The organism is Thermostichus vulcanus str. 'Rupite', from assembly GCF_022848905.1.
GTDB classification, from domain to species: Bacteria; Cyanobacteriota; Cyanobacteriia; order Thermostichales; family Thermostichaceae; genus Thermostichus; species Thermostichus vulcanus_A.
In genome coordinates, this window is record NZ_JAFIRA010000013.1 from 25,606 (window position 1) to 45,610 (window position 20,005).

The 20,005-nt window shown below is 55.7% G+C and carries 17 protein-coding genes; 9 read left to right on the forward strand and 8 right to left on the reverse strand.

What is annotated here, in order from left to right; all coding sequences use genetic code 11:
* The first annotated feature begins 18 nt into the window (after positions 1 to 18).
* The 3 genes from pyrF to JX360_RS06855 all read left to right on the forward strand — a co-directional run bounded on the left by pyrF (position 19) and on the right by JX360_RS06855 (position 2,569).
* On the forward strand, positions 19 to 768 hold the full coding sequence (gene pyrF / locus JX360_RS06845) for an orotidine-5'-phosphate decarboxylase (RefSeq protein ID WP_244349901.1): 750 nt from the start codon (positions 19 to 21) through the stop codon (positions 766 to 768).
* On the forward strand, positions 752 to 1,411 hold the full coding sequence (locus JX360_RS06850) for a hypothetical protein (RefSeq protein WP_244349902.1): 660 nt from the start codon (positions 752 to 754) through the stop codon (positions 1,409 to 1,411). Before pyrF ends, JX360_RS06850 begins: the two co-directional genes overlap by 17 nt.
* A 93-nt stretch (positions 1,412 to 1,504) precedes the next feature.
* Positions 1,505 to 2,569 (forward strand): hypothetical protein, encoded by a 1,065-nt coding sequence (locus JX360_RS06855; RefSeq protein WP_244349903.1) that lies wholly within the window; start codon positions 1,505 to 1,507, stop codon positions 2,567 to 2,569.
* A 19-nt stretch (positions 2,570 to 2,588) separates the two neighbouring features.
* Here the strand turns inward: JX360_RS06855 and JX360_RS06860 are convergent, their stop codons facing one another.
* On the reverse strand, positions 2,589 to 3,965 hold the full coding sequence (locus JX360_RS06860; RefSeq protein WP_244349904.1) for an RNA-guided endonuclease InsQ/TnpB family protein: 1,377 nt from the start codon (positions 3,963 to 3,965) through the stop codon (positions 2,589 to 2,591).
* Positions 3,966 to 4,155: 190 nt separating this feature from the next.
* On the opposite strand from JX360_RS06860, the gene JX360_RS06865 reads away from it, so the two are divergent.
* Positions 4,156 to 5,370: an aminotransferase-like domain-containing protein gene (locus JX360_RS06865; protein WP_244349905.1), complete on the forward strand. Its 1,215-nt coding sequence runs from the start codon at positions 4,156 to 4,158 to the stop codon at positions 5,368 to 5,370.
* Between the two features lie 6 nt (positions 5,371 to 5,376).
* On the opposite strand, the gene fmt is transcribed toward JX360_RS06865, so the two are convergent.
* The 3 genes from fmt to mgtE are packed head-to-tail and all read right to left on the reverse strand — an operon-like array spanning position 5,377 to position 8,638.
* A complete protein-coding gene (gene fmt / locus JX360_RS06870; RefSeq protein WP_244349906.1) occupies positions 5,377 to 6,348 on the reverse strand; it encodes a methionyl-tRNA formyltransferase in 972 nt (323 codons plus the stop codon).
* Positions 6,349 to 6,373: 25 nt separating this feature from the next.
* Positions 6,374 to 7,189 carry a hypothetical protein gene (locus JX360_RS06875; RefSeq protein ID WP_244349907.1) on the reverse strand — a complete coding sequence of 272 codons (816 nt, stop codon included), beginning with the start codon at positions 7,187 to 7,189 and terminating at the stop codon, positions 6,374 to 6,376.
* A 48-nt stretch (positions 7,190 to 7,237) separates the two neighbouring features.
* Complete coding sequence (mgtE, locus tag JX360_RS06880) at positions 7,238 to 8,638, reverse strand: magnesium transporter (protein ID WP_244349908.1); 1,401 nt, start codon at positions 8,636 to 8,638, stop codon at positions 7,238 to 7,240.
* A 263-nt stretch (positions 8,639 to 8,901) separates the two neighbouring features.
* On the opposite strand from mgtE, the gene JX360_RS06885 reads away from it, so the two are divergent.
* The 5 genes from JX360_RS06885 (at position 8,902) to JX360_RS06905 (ending at position 15,742) form a co-directional block, all read left to right on the forward strand.
* The gene (locus tag JX360_RS06885; protein ID WP_244349909.1) at positions 8,902 to 10,737 is read left to right on the forward strand and encodes an NAD(P)H-quinone oxidoreductase subunit F; all 1,836 of its coding nucleotides are present in this window, start codon (positions 8,902 to 8,904) and stop codon (positions 10,735 to 10,737) included.
* A gap of 44 nt (positions 10,738 to 10,781) precedes the next feature.
* Positions 10,782 to 12,269 carry an NADH-quinone oxidoreductase subunit M gene (locus JX360_RS06890; protein WP_425244369.1) on the forward strand — a complete coding sequence of 496 codons (1,488 nt, stop codon included), beginning with the start codon at positions 10,782 to 10,784 and terminating at the stop codon, positions 12,267 to 12,269.
* Between the two features lie 85 nt (positions 12,270 to 12,354).
* Entirely contained in the window at positions 12,355 to 13,668 is a 1,314-nt protein-coding gene (locus JX360_RS06895) for a CO2 hydration protein (RefSeq protein ID WP_244349911.1), read from the forward strand.
* Between the two features lie 46 nt (positions 13,669 to 13,714).
* On the forward strand, positions 13,715 to 14,167 hold the full coding sequence (locus tag JX360_RS06900) for a fasciclin domain-containing protein (protein ID WP_244349912.1): 453 nt from the start codon (positions 13,715 to 13,717) through the stop codon (positions 14,165 to 14,167).
* A 114-nt stretch (positions 14,168 to 14,281) separates the two neighbouring features.
* Positions 14,282 to 15,742 (forward strand): circularly permuted type 2 ATP-grasp protein, encoded by a 1,461-nt coding sequence (locus JX360_RS06905; protein WP_244349913.1) that lies wholly within the window; start codon positions 14,282 to 14,284, stop codon positions 15,740 to 15,742.
* 33 nt (positions 15,743 to 15,775) lie between these two features.
* Here JX360_RS06905 and JX360_RS06910 read toward each other — a convergent pair whose 3' ends face one another.
* The 4 genes from JX360_RS06910 to JX360_RS06925 all read right to left on the reverse strand — a co-directional run bounded on the left by JX360_RS06910 (position 15,776) and on the right by JX360_RS06925 (position 19,980).
* On the reverse strand, positions 15,776 to 16,345 hold the full coding sequence (locus JX360_RS06910) for a gamma carbonic anhydrase family protein (RefSeq protein WP_279611313.1): 570 nt from the start codon (positions 16,343 to 16,345) through the stop codon (positions 15,776 to 15,778).
* 94 nt (positions 16,346 to 16,439) lie between these two features.
* A complete protein-coding gene (locus tag JX360_RS06915) occupies positions 16,440 to 17,072 on the reverse strand; it encodes a Vat family streptogramin A O-acetyltransferase (protein ID WP_244349914.1) in 633 nt (210 codons plus the stop codon).
* Positions 17,069 to 18,073 carry an alpha-E domain-containing protein gene (locus tag JX360_RS06920; RefSeq protein WP_244349915.1) on the reverse strand — a complete coding sequence of 335 codons (1,005 nt, stop codon included), beginning with the start codon at positions 18,071 to 18,073 and terminating at the stop codon, positions 17,069 to 17,071. The genes JX360_RS06915 and JX360_RS06920 overlap by 4 nt, the downstream gene beginning before the upstream one ends.
* Complete coding sequence (locus tag JX360_RS06925) at positions 18,067 to 19,980, reverse strand: glycosyltransferase family protein (RefSeq protein WP_244349916.1); 1,914 nt, start codon at positions 19,978 to 19,980, stop codon at positions 18,067 to 18,069. Before JX360_RS06925 ends, JX360_RS06920 begins: the two co-directional genes overlap by 7 nt.
* Between the last annotated feature and the right edge of the window lie 25 nt (positions 19,981 to 20,005).

Consider the following 20,005-nt stretch of genomic DNA (forward strand, 5'->3'; position numbering starts at 1 on the left):
CCTTCCGTTGGGTCTGCTGTGTCTTTACCTTCTAGCACCAACTTGCCGCTGAACCCCTGTGAGAAGCTTATTGTTGCCCTCGATACAGACTCTCTGGAGCAGGCTTTAGAGTGGGTAGATCTCCTGCCCCAAGTGCTGTGGTGGAAGGTGGGTTCAGAGCTGTTCACAGCGGTGGGATCCCCGATTTTGCAGGCTCTAAAGGAGCGGGGCAAACGGATTTTTTTGGATTTGAAACTGCACGATATTCCCAATACCGTTGGCCGTGCGACTCGAGTGGCCGTCAGCTACGGCGTGGATTTGCTCACCATTCATGCCAGTGGTGGGAGTGCCATGATGCGTGCAGCAGCTGAAGCAGCCCAATCCAGCTCTTGCCGGTTGTTGGCGGTTACCCTCCTCACCAGCCTCAGCCCTGAACAGGTGCAGCAAGAGTTGGGTATTGGCGAGGATCCTGCTGACTACATCCTACATTTGGCCCAACTGGCCCAAGCACAAGGGTTGACCGGCCTGGTTTGCTCTCCCCAAGAGGTGTCGCGGCTGCGTCAGGCTTTCGGATCCGAAGTTTTGCTGGTTACCCCAGGCATTCGTTTCAGCCCTACCAATACAGGCAATGACGCGCTACACCGTCTGGAGGATGACCAACAACGGATTTGGACCCCGGCTAGAGCCTTGCAGGCAGGGGCAGATTATTTGGTGGTGGGTCGCCCAGTGACCGCTGCTCCGGATCCGGTTGCTGCCTTTCAACAGTTGTGTGATGCTGCTGCCCATTAAGCTGAATGCCAAGGAACCCAGGGATCCCTTGGCTCAAAATCCCCCAACCTGGAGAGCCGGATCCTGGAGGTGGCGCTGGTTAAGGCTGGGTTTATCTGGAGCCACTGTTTTAGGGTTGGGCCTATTCAGCCAGCCTGCTCTGAGCCAAGCCAAGGGAGAACGCTGTTGGGCGGAGCCGCAACTTTGGGCTGAAGGGCTAACCGAACAATTGCCCCTATTTCTGAATTTGGCCTTGAGTCGCTCCCGTTCCGAGTTTCAGGTGGTGTTGGTGGGAGAACCTGAGGTGGAGCCCCTGGAGGATTTACCCATCCCCACAACGGGCTCCCCTCCACAGGGCTTTCGACTTTATTTCACCACCCTAGAACGCCGCTTGGTTTTGGATCCGACTCCAGACACAGATACAAAAAAAGGCCAAAACCCCCTTGCTGGTCGTCGAACCGAGAACATTCAACTGGCCTACGAGGCTTACCTCATCCGCTCTACCCCCAGGGATCCCTGGCAACTGGTGCGCTTGCAAGTGACTGGATCGGGTGTACCCATCCGGGATGTGACAGAGGGAATTACAGCTCAAGCAATCCGCAGTTGGCAGCAGGCCGGTTGCCCCTTGACGGGCGATCTAGAGTTAACTAAGCCTTCCTTTTAAGTTAGCGGATTAAGTCAGCGGACTGCTCCGGTTTCTCGGTCGCGTCAGCGATACGCAGCACTATGTAGCACTATAGAATTGCGCCTGAGGAGAATGAAATTCCCCCCTGCTACTCCCCGCAATCCTCTGCGCAAACCCCGTGGTTCAGCGCCTCATCTGCGCTTGAGGAGCAAACGTCAACGCCTGGGGGGATCCCTCCCTTGGCTGGGCAACTGGCTCCTTTGGGGTGGCATGGGACTCCTGCTTGGTCAGCGTCTGCGCTCCATCAGCCAACCGGCTCATTTGCAATGGTGGCGGGTCTTCCCTGTCAGTGATTCTGAGGGATCCCTCTATTCGGGACAAACGGAACTCCCCCTATTTCAGTGGATGGCGGGTGGATTTCTACCCTGGCTGGTGCAAGGGACAGGGATCCCGATTGAGGCGGTGCTGAGAGGGGTATCGGTGCTGGCCTGCCTGGTGATTTTGATCCTGTGCTGGAACTGGGGCAATTTCTGGAGTGCGGGCTTGTGGGGGTTAAGCCCCTGGGTTCTCACCCAAGGGTTAGAACCGGGCAGTGAGATTTTGGGCAGCTTGGTTTTGCTCTGCAGTTGTGGCATGGGTTCCTCTTCCCGCTGGGGAGGGTTGGCTCTAGCCTGTGCCCTCACACCCAAAGTTTGGCCCTTGGTGCTTCTGTTGACGGGGCTGTGGATCAGTCAGCAGTGGCCTCGACAGCGGTGGCGGGGGGCGGGTTTAATCCTGCTGGTGATGGGGCTTTCCTGGCTAGGACGGACGGATTGGCTTTCCGTGGTCACCGTGTCAACCCTGCCTACACATCGCCTTAGCTACTCAAGCGGTCTGGCCGTATTAGCCACCCTGATGTTGCCCTTGGGCTTAACCCTAGTACGACTGGGCTGGCCTTGGTCAGAGCGACAGCACACCCTGATCAGCTTGGCCAGTTTGGGACATGTCCTGTGGATGGGGGTGCTGGCTTTGCTGGTTTGGGGGCCACAGGTGAATGGTTTACAGCAGAGTGCCCGCTGGGGCTTGGTGGTGTTGCCCCTGCTGTGCTTAAGTGCCGGCGGGGTACTGGCGGAGATCCCTCATCCCACTTGGCGGCGGCTACTGGGATCCCTGCTGTTGAGCAGTTCTTTCCTGTTATCGTGGCAAGCATTGACGTGACATACTCCCGACGCTATACCTACGGTACGCTACGCGAGCATCCTACGGATAGAGCGCGGGCTTCTCCAGTCTTTCGACCTTCGCGTTTTTGAGTGAGCCGATGCCCCAGGCCCACTTTTTTGATGAGCACCGCAGAGTTCACATCTCGCGGCATCGACGCTCCACACTGGGGGCAGTCATGCCAGCGGTCAGCTAGTTCCTTCGGGACTCGGTTCAGGCACATTGCACAATGCTGAGATGTGCCAGCCGGGTTAACCTTCACAACCCACCGCCCAGCTTTTGCAGCTTTGTACGGAAGGATTTCGTTCAGGAACCCCGCTATCCCAGCATCAGCAAAACTTTTGTTCAGCCCAGACTTAGCCGCTTGACCATAGTGCTCCGCACCGCTGACGCGACTGGGCAAAAACTCACCGCCCTTACCTGTCTTTGGCTGGCAACGGCGGGTCATGTTGGCGACTTGCAAGTCCTCGACAAAGATTACGTCTGCCTTGTCCACCAACTCACCCGCCGTTTCAAAATGCCACTGCCGCCGCTGCCTAGCAATACGCTGGTGCAGCTTGGCAATTTTGGCATTGAGTTTCCGTCTTGCCTTCGACCCTTTGGGCCTCCGTTCACGCTTGGACTGAAGCTGGGCCAGCTTCTTTTCAGCCTGTCGGTAGAACTTCGGCGGTGTTTTCGTGGTGCCGTCTGAGCAGGCGATGAAGTACTCCAGCCCAGCATCTACCCCCAGACTGTTGGCCTCGGTCGGGACCACCTCAGGCAGCGGCTTATCATGCTCCGCATGGTTCGGAGAACCATCAGGCACCGACTTATCTTCCAGAGAAAACGTCACGTACCACCCATCAGCCTTGAGCGATATTGACACTGTTTTGAGCGCAAACCCCTCAGGTAATGGCCTGTGGCAGATGAACTTCACCACCCCAATCTTGGGTAGCGTGACCCGATGGCGCTCCGCGCCGTGCGGAGCACGATTGTCCTTAATCCAGTCGTGACTGGCCTGGGGGTAGGTGAACGTCCGATAGCGATTCTGCCCTTTGAACCGGGGCCTACCGCTACGCTTGCCCGAGCTATCACCCTTGATGAATCGCTCAAAGGCCAAATCAACCCGCCCCACCATGTCCTGAAGCACTTGGGAATGGATCTCTTTGTACCAAGGGCGTTCACCCTTCAGGGGCACCAAAGACCGCTTCTGACTGTAATAGTTGGGCTGCTCCCGTGGCTCGGCAATACTCGCCACTAGCGGACAAGCGTTGATTGGGCAACGGTTCATCTCCCACCAGTCAAAGCGATCTGCCAGCAGCCAGTTGTACTGATGCCGCAACATCTCAAGCCAGCGACTCATCTGACATCGCTGTTGGTAAGTGGGTTGCAATCGGTATTGGTAGGCAATTCGCATACAGTCAGTGCTCTGGAATGAGTCCTACTTCATCGCCAGTTGTGGCGGGGTTAGGGTGTCCGTCTTCTGGACGAGAGGCATCGCTCGCCTCTCATCCCGACGCTCCCCTCCGGGAGAGCGCGGGGATCCCCGCCGACTAAGCTAAACTCAAGTCCGAGCTCAACAGTTCCCCGTTTTGTCTCTCCCTCCCATGACCCAAACCCCTATCCGTCCACAGTTGCACAGCCTGTTTACCGAGCGCGCCCAGACCCTCATCCCTCCCCCTTTCGGTGCGGAGATTCCCGGTGCAGTACCGGTGGTGACCAGTTTTGCCTTTGGACTGGCGGATCCCACGCTGTTTCCCAAGGCGGAGTTGGCCCAGGCAACCGCAGAGGTGTTGGCGGAGGATGGGGATGATGCCCTGAATTACGGGGGCACCTTTGCTGGGTTGATCGACTTGGTGTTGCAGTTGATGCAGGCCAGAGGGGTGAAGGCCGAACCGGAAAACCTCCTGATTAGCTACGGCTCAGGGCAGATCCTTGGCCTGCTGCCGCAAGTTTTTGTAGAACCCGGGGATGTGGTGATTGTAGAAGGGCCAACCTTTATGGGGGCCGTCAGTCGTTTTGCGGCGGCGGGGGCACGTCTCATCTCGATTCCGGTGGATGGAGAAGGGATGGTCGTGGCTCACTTAGAGCAGGTCTTACAAAACTTGGCTCAGCAAGGGATCCGCCCCCGCTTCATCTACACCATTCCCACCTTCCAAAACCCAAAAGGCTCAACCCTCTCCCTATCGCGGCGACAAAAGTTGGTGCAGCTAGCGGCTGACTACGGCGTGGTGGTGGTGGAGGATGACGCCTACTACGATCTGCGCTTCGCCGGGGATCCCTTGCCGACCCTGGCTTCGATGGATCGGGAAGGTTGGGTGCTCTATGTGGGAACCTTCTCCAAGATCGTGGTGCCGGGGGTACGGGTGGGCTGGGCCTGTGGTCATCCTGAGATCATTCAGCGGTTGGAGATGTTTCGCAGCGAGGGATCCCTGGGGCCATTCTTGGGGCGGGTGGTGGCTCGCTATTGTGCAGAAGGCCGCTTACAAGGCCACATCCAACTCCTGATCCAGCGTTACCGAGAAAAATGCCAGTTGATGCTGGATACTTTGGCGCAAGCCTTTCCAGCGGACGTCCGGGTTGAGGCCCCGGGAGGCGGTTTTTTTGTTTGGTGTGAGCTGCCCCCTGACCTCAAGGCAACCGAGCTGCTCAAAGCGACCCGAGCGTTGGGCGTCACCTTCCTACCCGGTACCCGTTGCTTTGCCGATGGCCAAGGAGACAACGCCCTCCGCCTTGCCTTTAGCTATCAGCCGGATGAACGCATTGTCACCGGGATCCAAACCCTCGGCGAAAGAATGCACGCCCTCCGTAACCGGCATTAGCCCCAATCAGTCAGGCTCCATGGGCAAAGCCTCAAAACGCATGCCCACCCCCAACCGCCCCCCATTCACCCAATCCCAGGTGGATTGCTCCTTTTTCCCGGGCAGCTGTGCCCGCTGAATCAACAGGGATCCCTCACCGGTTGCCACGTACACACCCTCGCCCTTAGCCAATCCCACCACCTCTCCAGGTTGGCCCTTGGGCAGTTCTGGGGGGGCAGGATGGTGTTGGGGCGAGCCAGAACGGATGATCTTGATGCGTTGTCCTTGCCAACCGGTAAAGCACTGGGGGGAAAAAGCGCGAATTTGATTGTGCAGCGCTTGAGCCGGGCGGCTCCAGTCCAGGTGAAAATCGTGTTTTTTCAGCAAGGGGGCGTAGCTGGCCCGAGATCCCTCTTGAGGCATGGGAATCAGCTCTCCCTTTTCGAGTTTTAAGAGGGTTTCCACCAGAAGTTCGGCTCCCAGTTGGGCCAGCTGCATTGTCAATTCCAACCCCGTTTGCTCTGGCCCGATCGGTACACTGGCCTTGAGCAACATTGCTCCTGTATCCATTCCCTCATCCATCAGCATGGTGGTAATGCCCGTTTCGGTTTCGCCGTTGGCAATCGCCCACTGAATCGGAGCAGCGCCACGATAGGCAGGCAACAGGGATCCATGCACGTTCACACAGCCCAGCTTCGGCATTTGCAACACCCTTAAAGGTAAAATCTGCCCATAGGCCACTACCACAAATACGTCCGCCGCTAGCGCCTCTAGGGCCGCCAAAACCGCCTCATCCCGCCGCAAACGAGTCGGTTGCCAGACCGGGATCCCCTGCGATGCGGCCAACACCTTTGTCACTGGCGGCAGAATCTTCTGCCCACGCCCCTGGGGACGATCCGGCTGACACACCACCCCCACCACCTCAAACTCGGGTCGCTGCAAGAGAATTTCCAGAGAGGGCAGGGCAAATTCCGGCGTACCGAAAAAGACAATCCGCATGGTTGAACAGCCTCAGAATCGCCCTTTAGTCTAAGGGGGATGGGGGCGGGGGATCTGTGTGGGTTTGTGGAGTAGAGCCCAACCCCTCCACGGGTTCAGAGAGGGGTTCTGGCTCAGCTTTCCGGTCTGGCCGTGGAGCATCCGTCGGCTGAGGTTCTGTGTCTTTCTCAGAGTCTTTCTCAGAATCGGGATCCAAACCGGCTGGATCCTCTACCCAGGGGACACGGGCACGAACCGGGGGAGCTTGCCAAAAGCTGGTCTGTTTGAGGTCAAACTCTTGACTCCAGGTGGGCAAGAAAGAACCGAGTTTTTGGCCGGAAAGCCGCAACTGGTGCAAAAAGGGCAATTCCAAGCGAGCCAAGATCCGCCGCATAAAATCCTTGGCCCAAGCGGGATCCGGCGATTCAACCGCTTGCAAATTAATTTGTAACAGCCCCAGCTTGCGATTGAGGTGAACACGGGCTTGGATCCCTTCCTTGCGCAGCAGGTAGTTCAACAAATAGTGGATGGCCTCCACATCCCCCTGTTTGGCTCGGTACAGCGGGCCCTCGGGATTCAGCTGAACCTGCCCCTCCCATTGCCGATGCCATTCCGGGATCCCTTCTGTTGCAGGAAAAGCAAAAATCTCCACCCAGCGTTGCCCATAAGCCGCAGCAATGGCCTCAAGCGTCGGAGTAAGACGCTCCAGCAGGGGATCCGGTTCAGGGAGGGGATCCCCGTCAATCCGCACCAGCAAACGGTGGCCGGAAACCCGGGCTTGCACCTGTAAATGTCCCCCTAGACTCGCGGCCAAGCGAGCCACAATATCCGGCAAATGAACCTGTGGAGAAGAGTGGAGCACCAGCAGTACGCAAAGGAGCCGGATCCAACCTAGCCCAACTCACCCGTCTCAGATACCCAAGACCAGGCGAGCCGTGTAGAAGTAAATCAACACCCCCAAAACATCCACAATCGTGGTGATAAAAGGAGCTGCCATCAGAGCCGGATCCAAGCCAAAGGAGCGAAACAGAAACGGCAAGCCAGCCCCCGACACCGAAGAAAGAACGGAGATGCCAAACAAACTCAACCCAACGATAATTGCGACCGATAGATCCCGTTGCAGCGCATAAGCCCAGCCAATCGTGATCACACTGAGCATCAGCCCCAGCATGGCCCCCACTGCGGCCTCGCGGGAGATCACCCCAAACCCATCCTTAAGGCGCACCACTGCCGTGCTCAAACCGCGAATCACCACCGTCGAAGACTGCGCCCCAACATTGCCGCCGCTATCCACCAACAGCGGAATGAACGCTGCCAAGGCGATGACTTCGCTTAACACTTCCTCCTGTCCGGCAATGATCGTGCTGGTGAAGGTGTTGGTAAACAGCAAGACCAGTAGCCACACCACCCGTTTGCGGGCCGCTGACCAAAAACTCAAATCAAAATAATCATCTTCCCCGGATTGCACCCCCCCCAAGGAGTAGATGTCTTCGGTGGTTTCCTGCTCCAGAATGTCCAGCACATCGTCTACCGTGACGATCCCGACTAAGCGCTGTTCCGTATCCACCACAGGCACCGCCAATAGGTCATATCGCTGGATCACCCGCGCCACCTCCTCCTGGTCGGTATTCGTGCTCACAAACACCACCTCTCGATTCATCACTTCCCCCAAGAGTTGGGCCGGATCCGCCATCACCAGTTCCCGTAGGGACAAGGTTCCCGTCAGATGCCGCTCGCTGTCCGTGATGTAGAGGTAGTAAATCGTCTCGGTTTCCCTAGCCAACAGGCGCACCCGTTCCAAAGCTTGGGCTGCCGTCAGATGCTCCTTGAGAGAAATGTACTCAGGAGTCATGATTCGCCCGGCTGTGTTGGGGGCATAACCCAGCAGCAGTGCCGTGGCTTCCCGTTCTTGTGGACTGAGTTGCGGCAGCAGCGCAGTCACCACTTTGGCAGGCAACTCATCAAATAACTTTGCCCGGTCATCCGGCGACATCTTGTCGAGAATGTCTTGGATTTCATGGCTTTTAAGCTCTTGCAGCAACACTTGTTGCAACTCCAGATCCAGATGTTCGTAAACTCGAATTGCCAGATCCTTAGCCAGCAGCCGAAAGGCCAAAGCCTGTTGAGCCTCCGGCAACTCCCCGATCACATCGGCAATATCCACCGGCTGAACAGGTAAAAGAAGCGATTTTGCCTGCTCCAGCTCATTTTGGGTTAAGGCCAGACTGAGTTGGCCTCGCAATAGTTCACAGAATTGTTCCCGGCTCAGTTCCGAACGAATTGGGGTTGAGATTCCAGTAGTGGGGTTCAACGGCCTGTCTCCCTGCGACTCTAGCCTTAACTATGCCAGCAAAGCTGAATCTGCCCAAACTTTGACCTACTAGTATCCTGAAGGTTATCCAAGCTCTTGGAATAAGCGACAGGGAAGAGATACTCATAGACTAAAGTCTATGCACCTAATTGAGAAACTCGATTTTTTTCTATGCTCATTTGCCTTTAGGATGCTTTTAAGATTTTTTACAGAATCTCAGCAAACATTGCATACAAGTCGGGATCCCTGGCTAAAGGAGGGTTATGGGCTGGAACTGGCTAGTGACGACCATCTGGATGATTCCCCTTTATGCCTTGTTGGCTTGGATAGGAGCCTTGGTTTGGTTGCCTGGCGTTACACGCCGCACGGGGCCACGCCCAGCCGGGTACTTGAATGCTCTGCTTAGCTTGGTCGCTTTTATCCATAGTGTCGGGGCCTTGGTAGCCATTTGGGGTCACCCCGTCCAGGTAATGCGGTTTCCGTGGATGCAGGTGGGGGATCTGGTGCTGGAGTTGCCCCTCCAGGTTTCGGCGGTGACTCTAGGGGCCTGTGTGCTGGTGACGGGTTTGAACCTGGCCGCTCAGGTGTATGGCTTTGGCTACATGGAGATGGACTGGGGCTGGGCCAGATTTTTCTCGTTGCTGGGGCTGTTTGAGGGGGGAATGTGTGCCCTAGCCCTGTGCGACTCTCTGTTTTTTAGCTACGTCATTCTGGAGATTTTGACTCTGGGGACCTACCTGCTGGTGGGCTTGTGGTTCAACCAGCCTCTCGTGGTAACGGGGGCACGGGATGCATTTTTAACCAAGCGGGTCGGCGATTTGTTGTTGCTGATGGGGGTGATTGCCATCTATCCCCTGACGGGATCCTGGGACTTCGAGGCTTTGGCAAGCTGGGCAGAGCGGGTTCAGACCGGAGAGGTGAGTGTGGATCCCACCCTAATCACGTTGGTGGGGTTAGGTTTACTGGCCGGTTCGGTGGGTAAGTGCGCCCAATTTCCGTTGCATCTGTGGCTGGATGAGGCGATGGAGGGGCCGATCCCTGCGACGATTTTGCGCAATGCAGTGGTGGTGGGCACTGGGGCATGGGTGTTGATTCGTTTGCAACCCCTGTATGCCCTGTCACCAACAGTGTTGACAGTGATGCTGACTCTTGGTGGCCTAACGGCGGTGGGGGGATCCCTGGTGGCCCTGGCTCAGATTGATGCCAAGCGAGCCTTGTCCTACTTGGTGAGTGCCTACATGGGTTTGATTTTTGTGGCGGTGGGCACCGGGCACACCCAACAAGCCTACGGATTACTGCTCACCTACGCTCCGGCTATGGCCCTGTTGGTCATGGCTCAGGGCACTGTGATCTGGAATAGCATTACCCAGGATTTGCGCTACCTGGGGGGGTTGTGGTCGCGGCGACCGGTGTCAGGACTGTGCTTTTTGATCGGGATGGCGGGGATGATCGCCTTGCCGCCGTTTGGTTCCTTTTGGGTGCTGACGGATCTGTGGCAGCAGTTGGTGGAATCTGGACAGGCGTTGTGGGCAGTGGTTCTCCTGCTCACCAATGGCATCACTGCCCTAGGGCTGATGCGGGTGTTCGGCCTGATCTGGGCAGGCAAGCCTCAGCAAATGAGCGAGCGTTCGCCGGAGGTGCACTGGCCAATGATCCTGCCCATGACGGTGGTCATGGGAGTGACGCTGCACATGCCGATGATCTTGGCGGCGTTGGATCTAATTCCGGCACTAGACTGGACCCCCACCGGGGTCATGACCGGATCCAGCCTGGTGGGGATCGCCTTGGGCGCGGCACTCTACCTGCGTCCAGAGCGGCGGGCTGTGGATTGGGCCTTTTTGTCCGACTGGCAGGATTTGTTGGCCAACGACTTCTATACCCCCAAGCTTTACCGGGCCAGTGTGGTGTTTGCAGTGCGCATTATTTCTGAAATCACGGCTTTACTCGACCGCTATGTGGTGGATGGCTTGGTGAACCTGACTAGCTTGGCGGTGCTGGCTGGGGGGCAAGTTTTGAAGTACACCACCTCCGGTCAGTTGCAGGTCTATTTGCTAACCATTGTCGTGGGGGTAGCTCTCCTCGGTTGGTTGGTTCTCTAGGCTTAGGTGGATGAAAAGGCTGAGAAGGGAGGAAGGTGGAGATGATGCTAAATGTCTTGATTGCCTTGCCGATACTGGGATCCCTGCCGCTGTTTTTGGGGTTGGGGGGGCGAAAGCTGGCAGTGGTATTGTCGGGGATCCCGTTAACGATCTCGCTGCTGTTGTTTAGCCGTTTTGATCTGCAAACCGTGGGGATGCAGTGGCTAGAACGATGGGATTGGATCCCACAGGTGGGGTTGAACTATTCCTTGGGGTTGGATGGTTTGTCGCTGTTGATGGTGGCTTTGAATGGGTTAATTACCCTGATTGCTGTGCTGACCGCCGAGCCTGATATTAAGCGACCCAACCTGTTTTACGGCTTGATTTTATTGATGAGCGGGGCGGTGAATGGAGCCTTTGCCGCTCAGAATTTGATTCTGTTTTTCTTGTTCTATGAGCTGGTGTTGATCCCGATCTACTTGCTCATCTCCATCTGGGGTAGTGGTAAGCGGGATTATGCTGCTATCAAGTTTTTAATTTACACCGCCGTTTCTGCCATTTTCTTGTTAGGGGCCTTCTTGGCCATTTACTGGATTGGGGATCCCCACAGCTTTGAGCTGGCAGAAATTCCCATTGCCTCCTTCAGTCCTGCGGTTCAAACCTTGCTGTTGCTGGCTTTGATCGTGGCTTTTGGCATCAAGATGCCCTTGATTCCCTTTCACACGTGGTTGCCGGATGCCTATGGAGAAGCCTCGGCTCCGGTGGCGATGCTGCTGGGGGGCGTTCTCTCCAAGCTGGGCACCTACGGCTTGTTCCGCTTTGGCTTGCAACTGTTGCCGCAAGCCTGGGCCAATTTGGGCGGGATCCTAGCTTGGTGGGGAGCGATTGCAGTACTGGCAGGGGCTTTGGCGGCGATCGCGCAAAAGGACATCAAGCGGATGGTGGCCTACAGTTCTATCGGCCATATGGGCTATATCCTCCTGGGCATGGCGGCGGCTACTTCCATTAGTCTGACCGGGGTGATGGTGCAGATGGTGGCTCACGGGCTGATTCTGGCGCTGCTATTTGACTTGGTGGGTTTGGTGGAGCGCAAAGTGGGTACCCGCGATTTGAACGTATTAAACGGTCTGCTCAACCCCCTCCGCGGCCTGCCGACCATTAGTGCCCTGCTGATTTTGGGGGGGATGGCCAGTGCTGGGATCCCAGGGTTGATCGGTTTTGTGGCAGAGTTTTTGATCTTCCAAGGCAGCTACAGCGATTTCCCCTTGCCCACGCTGATCGGTATCTTGGGCACCGGCTTGACGGCGGTCTATTTTGTGATTTTGCTCAACCGCACCTGTTTTGGGAAATTGGATAATCGCACCGCCTACTACCCTGCGGTGAAGGGTTGGGAACGGATCCCGGGATTGGTCTTAGCGGCGTTGATCCTCTGGTTTGGGATCCAACCCATGAACCTAGTGAAATGGCCGCAACCTTTGGCCTTCAACCTCTCCACTCAGGTGGCTCAAGCCCACGCCGTCATCCTGGCAGAAGCAGGGAATCTTACCCCCTAGAACTGGCACCACCGAAGCCGTATTGCAGAACGGGATCCCCATTGCAGCGCTGAAGAAACTTGATGGAGCTATCTGGGAGTTATCTATGTCCGTAGCCACTCAACCGAAAACCCAATTACCCCCTTCTACCCATCCTTTTGCTGACATTGTCCATCGGCTGGAAGCGGGTGGATCCATGTTGCCGGATACCCCTGAGAACCTGATGCAGATCATCGGCCTCTACAAAGCCTATGCGGTGCCGATGGATTTTTACTGGCGGGATCTGCTCTACATTGCCGAGCAGGTATTTGTGGATCCCTTGCCCTTTTTTAAGTTCATCATCCCTGAAGAATATCTCCAGTTAGCCAACCACTATGCGGGGGACAATGCCGATTTGCGGATTTGGCGTGGCCCTGCTACGGCCCACCCGGAGTTGCTGGAGTTTATGGAAAAAGGGGAACTGAAGCGTAAGCTGCCCCGGATTTTGCATCACCTTTGGCATGACCGCATCAACATGGAATTTGCCGAAGAATGTATGCGGGCGATGCTCTGGCATCGGGATATGGGGGGGCTTTTGGATCCCTACATGGACTCCGAGGAATACAAACAAAATGCCGACCGGGCCATCCGGGCTTATATCCAGGGAAATCCGCTACTGCAAGGCCTATATAAGCTTTTTCCCGACATGTTTATAGAGCTGTGCCGTCAGGCCACGATGTATTCGGTGCTGGGGTTATTTTGGGAAGTGATGGCCCCGGTCTTTTTTGAGATGAGCGATCTCTATGATGAGGGCAAGCTTACCAGTGTGCCGGAGGCAATGAACTTTTTGGTGAATGGGATTTTTGCCATTGCTGGCCGACCCATTTATCACCGTGTCCGTATTCGTGGAGAATGGTACGACATTGTGCCCAAATCCAAGGGCTTCACTTGGCTGTATGAGGCGGCATTTCCTTATGTGGAAGCGGTGTTTTATCGCACGTCTCCCTTCCGGGGTACCAAATCCTACAATGCTCAGGCCAACCAAGTTCCTGTGAATCAACTGGATTTCCACTACGGAATTTTGTATGCAGATAAGTTCCCAGTCGGTACAGCCGGGATCCCACCCACTCTATTACACCAGGATATGTACCACTTTTTGCCCCAGTATTTGGTGGATTATTATCGTCAGCATTGCCGAGGCGATGAGGATATGCTGATCCAGTTGGGGGTTAGCTTCCAGCGTTCCATGTACAACGTCACCTCGGCAGTGATCCAAGCTGGCCGGGCTGCTTTTCTGTACCCGTTGGATGATCCCAATCCGCGTCACCTGATGATGAATCGCCGCTATTTTGAAGGGCAACTGAATCGTTTTACCCGTCCTGAATACGGCATTCGAGAAGCTGCACGCCTCACTTGCATTCAAGATCAGAACTATCGCTAAGTCTTGACTCTACCCCAAAGACCTCACCACAAAAGGGATCCCGCTCATGCCAGACATTGTCGATATTGCCGTTTCTGTAGAAGGCTTTTCCACGTTGGTAACGGCGGTGAAAGCAGCCAATTTGGTGGATACTCTCAAGAGCCCTGGCCCGTTTACTGTCTTTGCCCCGACGGATGCTGCTTTTGCCAAACTGCCCGCTGGAACGATCACCACGCTGGTGCAAAACATCCCCCAATTGACTCGCATTCTGTGTTATCACGTTGTCCCCGGTCCCCTGAAAAAAGCCGATCTAGCCAAGTTCCAAACCGTTGGATCGGTGGAGGGATCCCCGATTGATCTCACAATCGACGAAGATATTTTCGAGGTGAACAATGCCACTGTCCTTCAGGCCGATGTTGAAGCAGAGAATGGCATCATTCACGTCATCGACACGGTAATCTTGATGCGGCCCCATTGGTTCTGGCCCATCATGAACTCCACTCTACCCGCCGGAGTATAAGCGGACGAAGTATAAACCGAATGTAACGGCTGAATAAATGGTAGCCGAAAACACATTTTGCTGGCACGCAGCCGCCAACAGTAAAGAGGGGGTAGTGTTCAAGGGATCCCAGACGTGCGCTTTGATACTTACGATCCTGGTGAAGGTTTCTACGACGAGCTGTTTCTGGCGGCGAACCAGCCGCGTCCTGAAGCCGTCCCTTTGATCGAGCGCATCCACTCCTTGGAGGAAGGGGAGCTGCAGCGGCGGCAACAGGCAGCCCAGGCCGCTTTCTTTCAAATGGGGATTACCTTCAACGTTTATGGTGACAGCCAGGGGACGGAGCGGATTTTCCCGTTTGACATCATTCCGCGCATCATCTCGGCTGGTGAGTGGAGTCGGCTGGAGCAGGGCTTAAAACAGCGCATCCATGCCCTCAACCTGTTTATTGATGACATTTACCACGACCAGAAGATTCTCAAAGATGGGATCCTGCCGCCGGAGCTGATCGAGTCGGCTAAGGGGTTTTTGCGCCCCTGTATTGGCTTGAATCCACCGGGAGGGATTTGGTGCCACATTACCGGAACGGATCTGGTTCGGGATCGAGATGGCACTTGGTATGTGTTGGAGGACAACCTACGCTGTCCCTCGGGGGTGTCCTATGTGTTGGAAAATCGGCGGGTGATGAAAAGTACCTTCCCGGCCCTTTTTAACACCATGGGGATCCAGCCGGTGGATGATTATCCCAGCCACTTACTGGAGACTCTGCTCCACCTCACTCCCCCGCAGCTTTCCAATCCAACTGTGGTGGTACTAACCCCCGGCATCTACAACTCTGCCTATTTCGAGCATTCCTTTTTGGCCCAGCAAATGGGGGTGGAATTGGTAGAGGGGCGGGATCTGGTGGTGGCAGATGGCTACTTGCAAATGCGAACCACCAAGGGTCTGCAACGGGTGGATGTGGTCTATCGCCGCATTGACGATGATTTTATCGATCCCCTGGCGTTTCGTCCCGATTCGATGCTAGGGGTGCCGGGGCTATTGGAGGTGTATCGCTCGGGTCGGGTGGCGATTGCCAATGCCCTTGGGACGGGAGTGGCCGATGACAAGGTGATCTACGCCTATGTGCCCAAGATGATTCGCTACTACCTGGGAGAAGAGGCGATTCTGCCCAATGTGCCCACCTACCTCTGTTGGGATCCTCAGGATCAAGCCTATGTCCTAGAAAACTTGGACAAGCTGGTGGTGAAAGCAGCCAACGAGTCGGGGGGATACGGCATGTTGATGGGATCCCAGGCCACACCGGCAGAACGGGCTGCTTTTGCCGAGAAAATCCGTGCTCAACCCCGCAACTACATCGCCCAACCGACGCTATGCCTGTCGCGGGTACCCACCTTAGTCGATCGGGGGGAAGGCCCTTGCCTGGAGGCCTGCCATGTGGATTTGCGGCCCTACATCCTCTACGGCGAAGACATTTATGTTCATCCCGGCGGCCTGACTCGCGTTGCCCTCAAGAAGGGATCCCTGGTGGTGAACTCCTCCCAAGGAGGGGGCAGTAAAGATACTTGGGTGCTGTGCTCGGATCCCAGTTGTTGATGGGCTAGGGATGGATGAGTTGAGGGCTATCCGTTACTTGGAGCGAGCTTTTCTTGGAGGATCTGGGCGGCCAAACCGACCGAAGCGGCTGGCGTGTTGATGGGCCAGCTCCACGTAGTGCTGGGCATGGACGCGCAACTTTTCCACTTCCTCGTCCGTAAGGGTGCGGATGGCTTTTGCCGGAGTCCCCACAGCCAAAGAGCGGGGCGGCACAGACTTGGTGACCACAGCTCCAGCCCCAATAATGCTGCCGGCTCCAATGGTGACTCCGTTCAGGATGGTGGCCCCAATCCCGATCAGACACCCCCCCTGAATGCGGGCACTGTGGATAACCGCCCGATGGCCGATGGTCACCTCTTCGCCAATAATCGTCGGTTGATCGGGATCCCCATGCACGATTGCCCCGTCCTGAATGTTGGTGCAGCGGCCAATAGTAATCGGAGAAATATCTCCCCGCAGGATGGCCCCATACCAGATGCTCACGGATTCCGAGAGTTCCACAGTTCCGATCAAGGTGGCATTGGCGGCGATAAAGGCTACCTTATCCATTCCCGTCGGTTCTTGATCCAACCAAATGGGCCAAGTATCCTGTGCTTCTTCCATTTAGCAGATCCCCCAAAGCAGGGAGAGCAGGTCTGAACAACAACGCATGGGCAATGGATCCTTACTCGACAGGGACTTTGCCGATTGGCCCTCCTCAACGGCAAGTTCTGAGGGCGAGGATATCGGCTCCTGAGATCTTATCCAGATTCCGACTGATCTTTTCGATATCCCAATTCCACCAAGCAATCTGCAACAGCTCCTGGATCACCTCCTCGGAGAAGCGGTATCGCAGAATCCGAGCTGGGTTTCCACCCACAATCGCGTAAGGGGGCACATCCCGGCTCACCACTGCTTTTGCCCCAATGATCGCCCCATCCCCTACTTTGACGCCCGGAAGTAGCGTCGCTTCGTAGCCAATCCAAACATCGTTACCAATGACCGTATCGCCTTTGTCAGGGAAAGACTCGGGCGCAGGTTCGGATCCCTCCCATCCTTGGCCAAAAATAAAAAAGGGAAAGCTGGAAAATCCGGCGATGGCGTGATTGGCGCCATTCATGATGAATTTAACGCCACGGGCAATGGCGCAAAACTTACCGATGATCAGACGATCCCCCACAAAAGGGTAGTGGTACAAAACATTGCGTTGAAAATTCTCCGAATCGTCTGGATCATCGTAGTAGGTGTAATCTCCGATCAAAATCTTGGGATTGGAGACAGTGTTCTTGATAAAACAAATTTGTGGGAAACCCACCATCGGATGAGGATTTTGAGGATCAGGGCCATTCATATTCGTTGTGTTTGGCGTTGGGAGGACAAAGAGGGATCCACAGGTTGCAAAGGTTGAATAGCAAAGAATGTTTCGTAAATACGCTCCCCAACCCGGTTCATTTGAAATTGTAAATTATCGAGAAACTCGTGTAGACCCTGTTCTATGATTTCATCAATGGTTAAGTAGTCTAATTCGGAGCGCAAACGGCCCAAAGCCCGCTCACCGGGATCCCGCCAGGTGCCGGCTGGAGTACCCGTAATCTGGTGCAAAGATCGATCCGCCTGAATCAAACAAAACTGAATCGAACGGGGAAACTGCCGATCCAAAATCAGGAAAGAGGCCACCTCCCGGGGGTTAATGCGATGTTGACGACTGTATTTGCGGTACATTTCATAAGCACTGGCAGATTTCAGCAAAGCAATCCACTGCAACTCATCCAGCGCTGTGCCCACGTATTGTACGGAAGGCAATAGAATAAAGTATTTTACATCTAAGATCCGTGCGGTTTTATCAGCCCGTTCCAAAAGGCGGCCAATCTGGCCAAAATGCCATCCTTCTCCATGGGTCATGGTGGCATCCATAACCCCAGCAAACAGGTGACTGGCCAGCTTCACTTCCGTAAAAAAATCATGCCACTGGCTTAAGTTTCGCCCCTGCTGGGCCGCCTCTTTCACCATCAAATAAAATCGATTCACCCGCTCCCACATTTCCGAGGAAATCACTTCTCGTACAGAACGGGCATTTTCTCGCGCCCATTGCAGGCAGGAAAGGATCGAGTTGGGATAATCCCTATCAAAAGCCAGAAATTGGACGACCGTATCTTGAGTGGCTTCACCGTAGCGCTGGTAAAACAGTTCGTGATCCCCCGTAGTGTAAATAATCGGATCCCATTGTTGAGCGGTGCCACTGGGAGAGTCGAGGATTAGGTTCAAGTTGACATCGACAAACCGGGCAATATTCTCCGCACGTTCCACATAGCGGTTTAGCCAGTAAATCGAATCTGCCACCCGACTCAACATGTTTTTGTCTCCTCTAAGTCTCCAGTCTCCTCCAATCGGTTGCCCCTGTGGGCTCGCAAACCCAACAGGGCTGTCACCCACCGCAGCTTAACCAACAGCACCCCGGTCAGACCCGTCAGCAACCCTCCCAGCCAATCCATCGGGGTGCCCAGATAGCGTACCTGAATCTGATGCGCTCCAGGTGGGATCCGCACCTGTATCTGTCCCAACCCCGTGTGCTCTGCCGGTCTTAGGCGGCCATCCATCTCAACCCACCAAGCGGGGTAATAAAAGGTGCGCAACGCTACCCATTGGTCTCTGTCGGTGGGGTTGACCGCGCGAAAACGACGGTAGCCGTAGCTCCACCGCTCCACCTGGAGCTCCGCGGCTGGGGATCCCACCTCTGCCAACTCCCCTTGCCACCGCACCAGCGGATCCACACCGGGGGGCGGCATCGGGAAGGTCACCCCATGGGCGCGATATTCCGGCACATCCACCAAGGCCAACCCATCCGGAAAAATCCAGTGCCAGTACAAGAAAGGGGTGCCCGGTCGTTGTTGGGGCTCAATCGGGAATTGCTTGGCTGCCGAAAGGGTCTGAAAGGTTTGGATCACCTGCGGCTGAAAGCTGGTTCGGCCCAAAACTTGCCATCCCAGCCCCACCTGGAGCACGACCGCCAAAACCGTTCCCAAAAGGAGCCAATACCGCCAGCTTTTTGGGTTCCAGCCCCATCCCACCAGGGATCCCAGCAGCCAGGGCACGGTCACCGCGGTAATCCCCATCCAGCGCCAGGAAAACTGGATCCGCTGCAACGGCAAAACCCAGTCATAGATCCAACTCAATAGATCCGTCATCATCAGCAAAGCCACCAGACTAACCCCAAGGCTGTACAGCACAAGGTCTCCGGGCGGCAATGAAGATGGAAATGGAGAGAGGGATCCCGGTTCCGCAGCCTCTTTTTTGCCATTCTGGTAGGAAGTTACCCGATTCACACCCCAGCGGCCCAGCAGTAAGAGTGCAGCCCCGGCAACCACCGCCACCATCCAGCCCCAGTACCCCAGCAGGCCACTCTCAAACCAGTGATCGGTCAGTCGTGGTTGCAGACGGGTGAGGCCGCTCACCATCAGGCGATATTGCGGAAAATAGTCCTCGGCAAAGTTGACCGAATCCACCTGAATCAGGCGCTGATCCAGGAATGCAGGCAGCAAAAAAAAGGCTGACCACCCCAGCCCTAATCCCAAGCCCAAATAGGAGCGTCCTACCTTTGGCCAGAGGGGATCCCGCCATCGCAACACCCAGGGCAAAGGCAGCACGATCAAAGTAAACAGCAGCAGCGTCGGCAAATGGGAGAGCACCAACAGGCCATAACTGACGGCTACGGCCCAAATCGGCCAGAGCAAGCCCGGTTGGCAGAGCACCTGTAGCAAAGCCCAGAAAACCCAGGGCAACAGAGCAATTGCCCACACCTCCCCAATCGCTCCCCGCTGGTAAATATCCACCAGCCAATAGGGACCGGCCATCCCCATCCCCGCCAACATCAGAGCAATAGGGCGGGGCGCTACGGTCTGAATCAAGGCATAGAGGCCGGATCCCATCACCAGCATCGCCAAGCCCATACTGGCCACCAGCGAATCAGGCATCTCCAACCCCAAGATGCGAAAGGGCAGGGTCGCCACCATGCACAGGGGGGGATAAAAGGCAAACGTGGCATTGCCAAAGCCGAAGTTGGAAAATTCCAGCCAGCGGGGGTAAAACTGTCCGCCAAAAAATTGCCGCTGATATTGAAAAGCCCAACTGAGATTAAACTGCGTCGAATGGGTGATGGGATACCCCTGTTGCAACATCGGCCAGAGCAGCAGCACCATTCCTGCCAACAACCCAGCCCCAACCAGCCAGAAGAACCCAACCTGACGCAGAACCTTGACCATGAGCACTTCCCATCACCCCAAAGCA

Bases quoted from the DNA above. Each gene is read 5' to 3' on its own strand.
- JX360_RS06860 (WP_244349904.1), bottom strand. From the start codon at position 3,965: ATGCGAATTGCCTACCAATACCGATTGCAACCCACTTACCAACAGCGA.
- JX360_RS06915 (WP_244349914.1), bottom strand. From the start codon at position 17,072: ATGAATGGCCCTGATCCTCAAAATCCTCATCCGATGGTGGGTTTCCCA.
- JX360_RS06855 (WP_244349903.1), top strand. From the start codon at position 1,505: ATGAAATTCCCCCCTGCTACTCCCCGCAATCCTCTGCGCAAACCCCGT.
- fmt (WP_244349906.1), bottom strand. From the start codon at position 6,348: ATGCGGATTGTCTTTTTCGGTACGCCGGAATTTGCCCTGCCCTCTCTG.
- JX360_RS06865 (WP_244349905.1), top strand. From the start codon at position 4,156: ATGACCCAAACCCCTATCCGTCCACAGTTGCACAGCCTGTTTACCGAG.
- JX360_RS06890 (WP_425244369.1), top strand. From the start codon at position 10,782: ATGCTAAATGTCTTGATTGCCTTGCCGATACTGGGATCCCTGCCGCTG.
- JX360_RS06925 (WP_244349916.1), bottom strand. From the start codon at position 19,980: ATGGTCAAGGTTCTGCGTCAGGTTGGGTTCTTCTGGCTGGTTGGGGCT.
- JX360_RS06895 (WP_244349911.1), top strand. From the start codon at position 12,355: ATGTCCGTAGCCACTCAACCGAAAACCCAATTACCCCCTTCTACCCAT.
- JX360_RS06920 (WP_244349915.1), bottom strand. From the start codon at position 18,073: ATGTTGAGTCGGGTGGCAGATTCGATTTACTGGCTAAACCGCTATGTG.
- JX360_RS06900 (WP_244349912.1), top strand. From the start codon at position 13,715: ATGCCAGACATTGTCGATATTGCCGTTTCTGTAGAAGGCTTTTCCACG.
- JX360_RS06885 (WP_244349909.1), top strand. From the start codon at position 8,902: ATGGGCTGGAACTGGCTAGTGACGACCATCTGGATGATTCCCCTTTAT.
- JX360_RS06850 (WP_244349902.1), top strand. From the start codon at position 752: ATGCTGCTGCCCATTAAGCTGAATGCCAAGGAACCCAGGGATCCCTTG.
- JX360_RS06910 (WP_279611313.1), bottom strand. From the start codon at position 16,345: ATGGAAGAAGCACAGGATACTTGGCCCATTTGGTTGGATCAAGAACCG.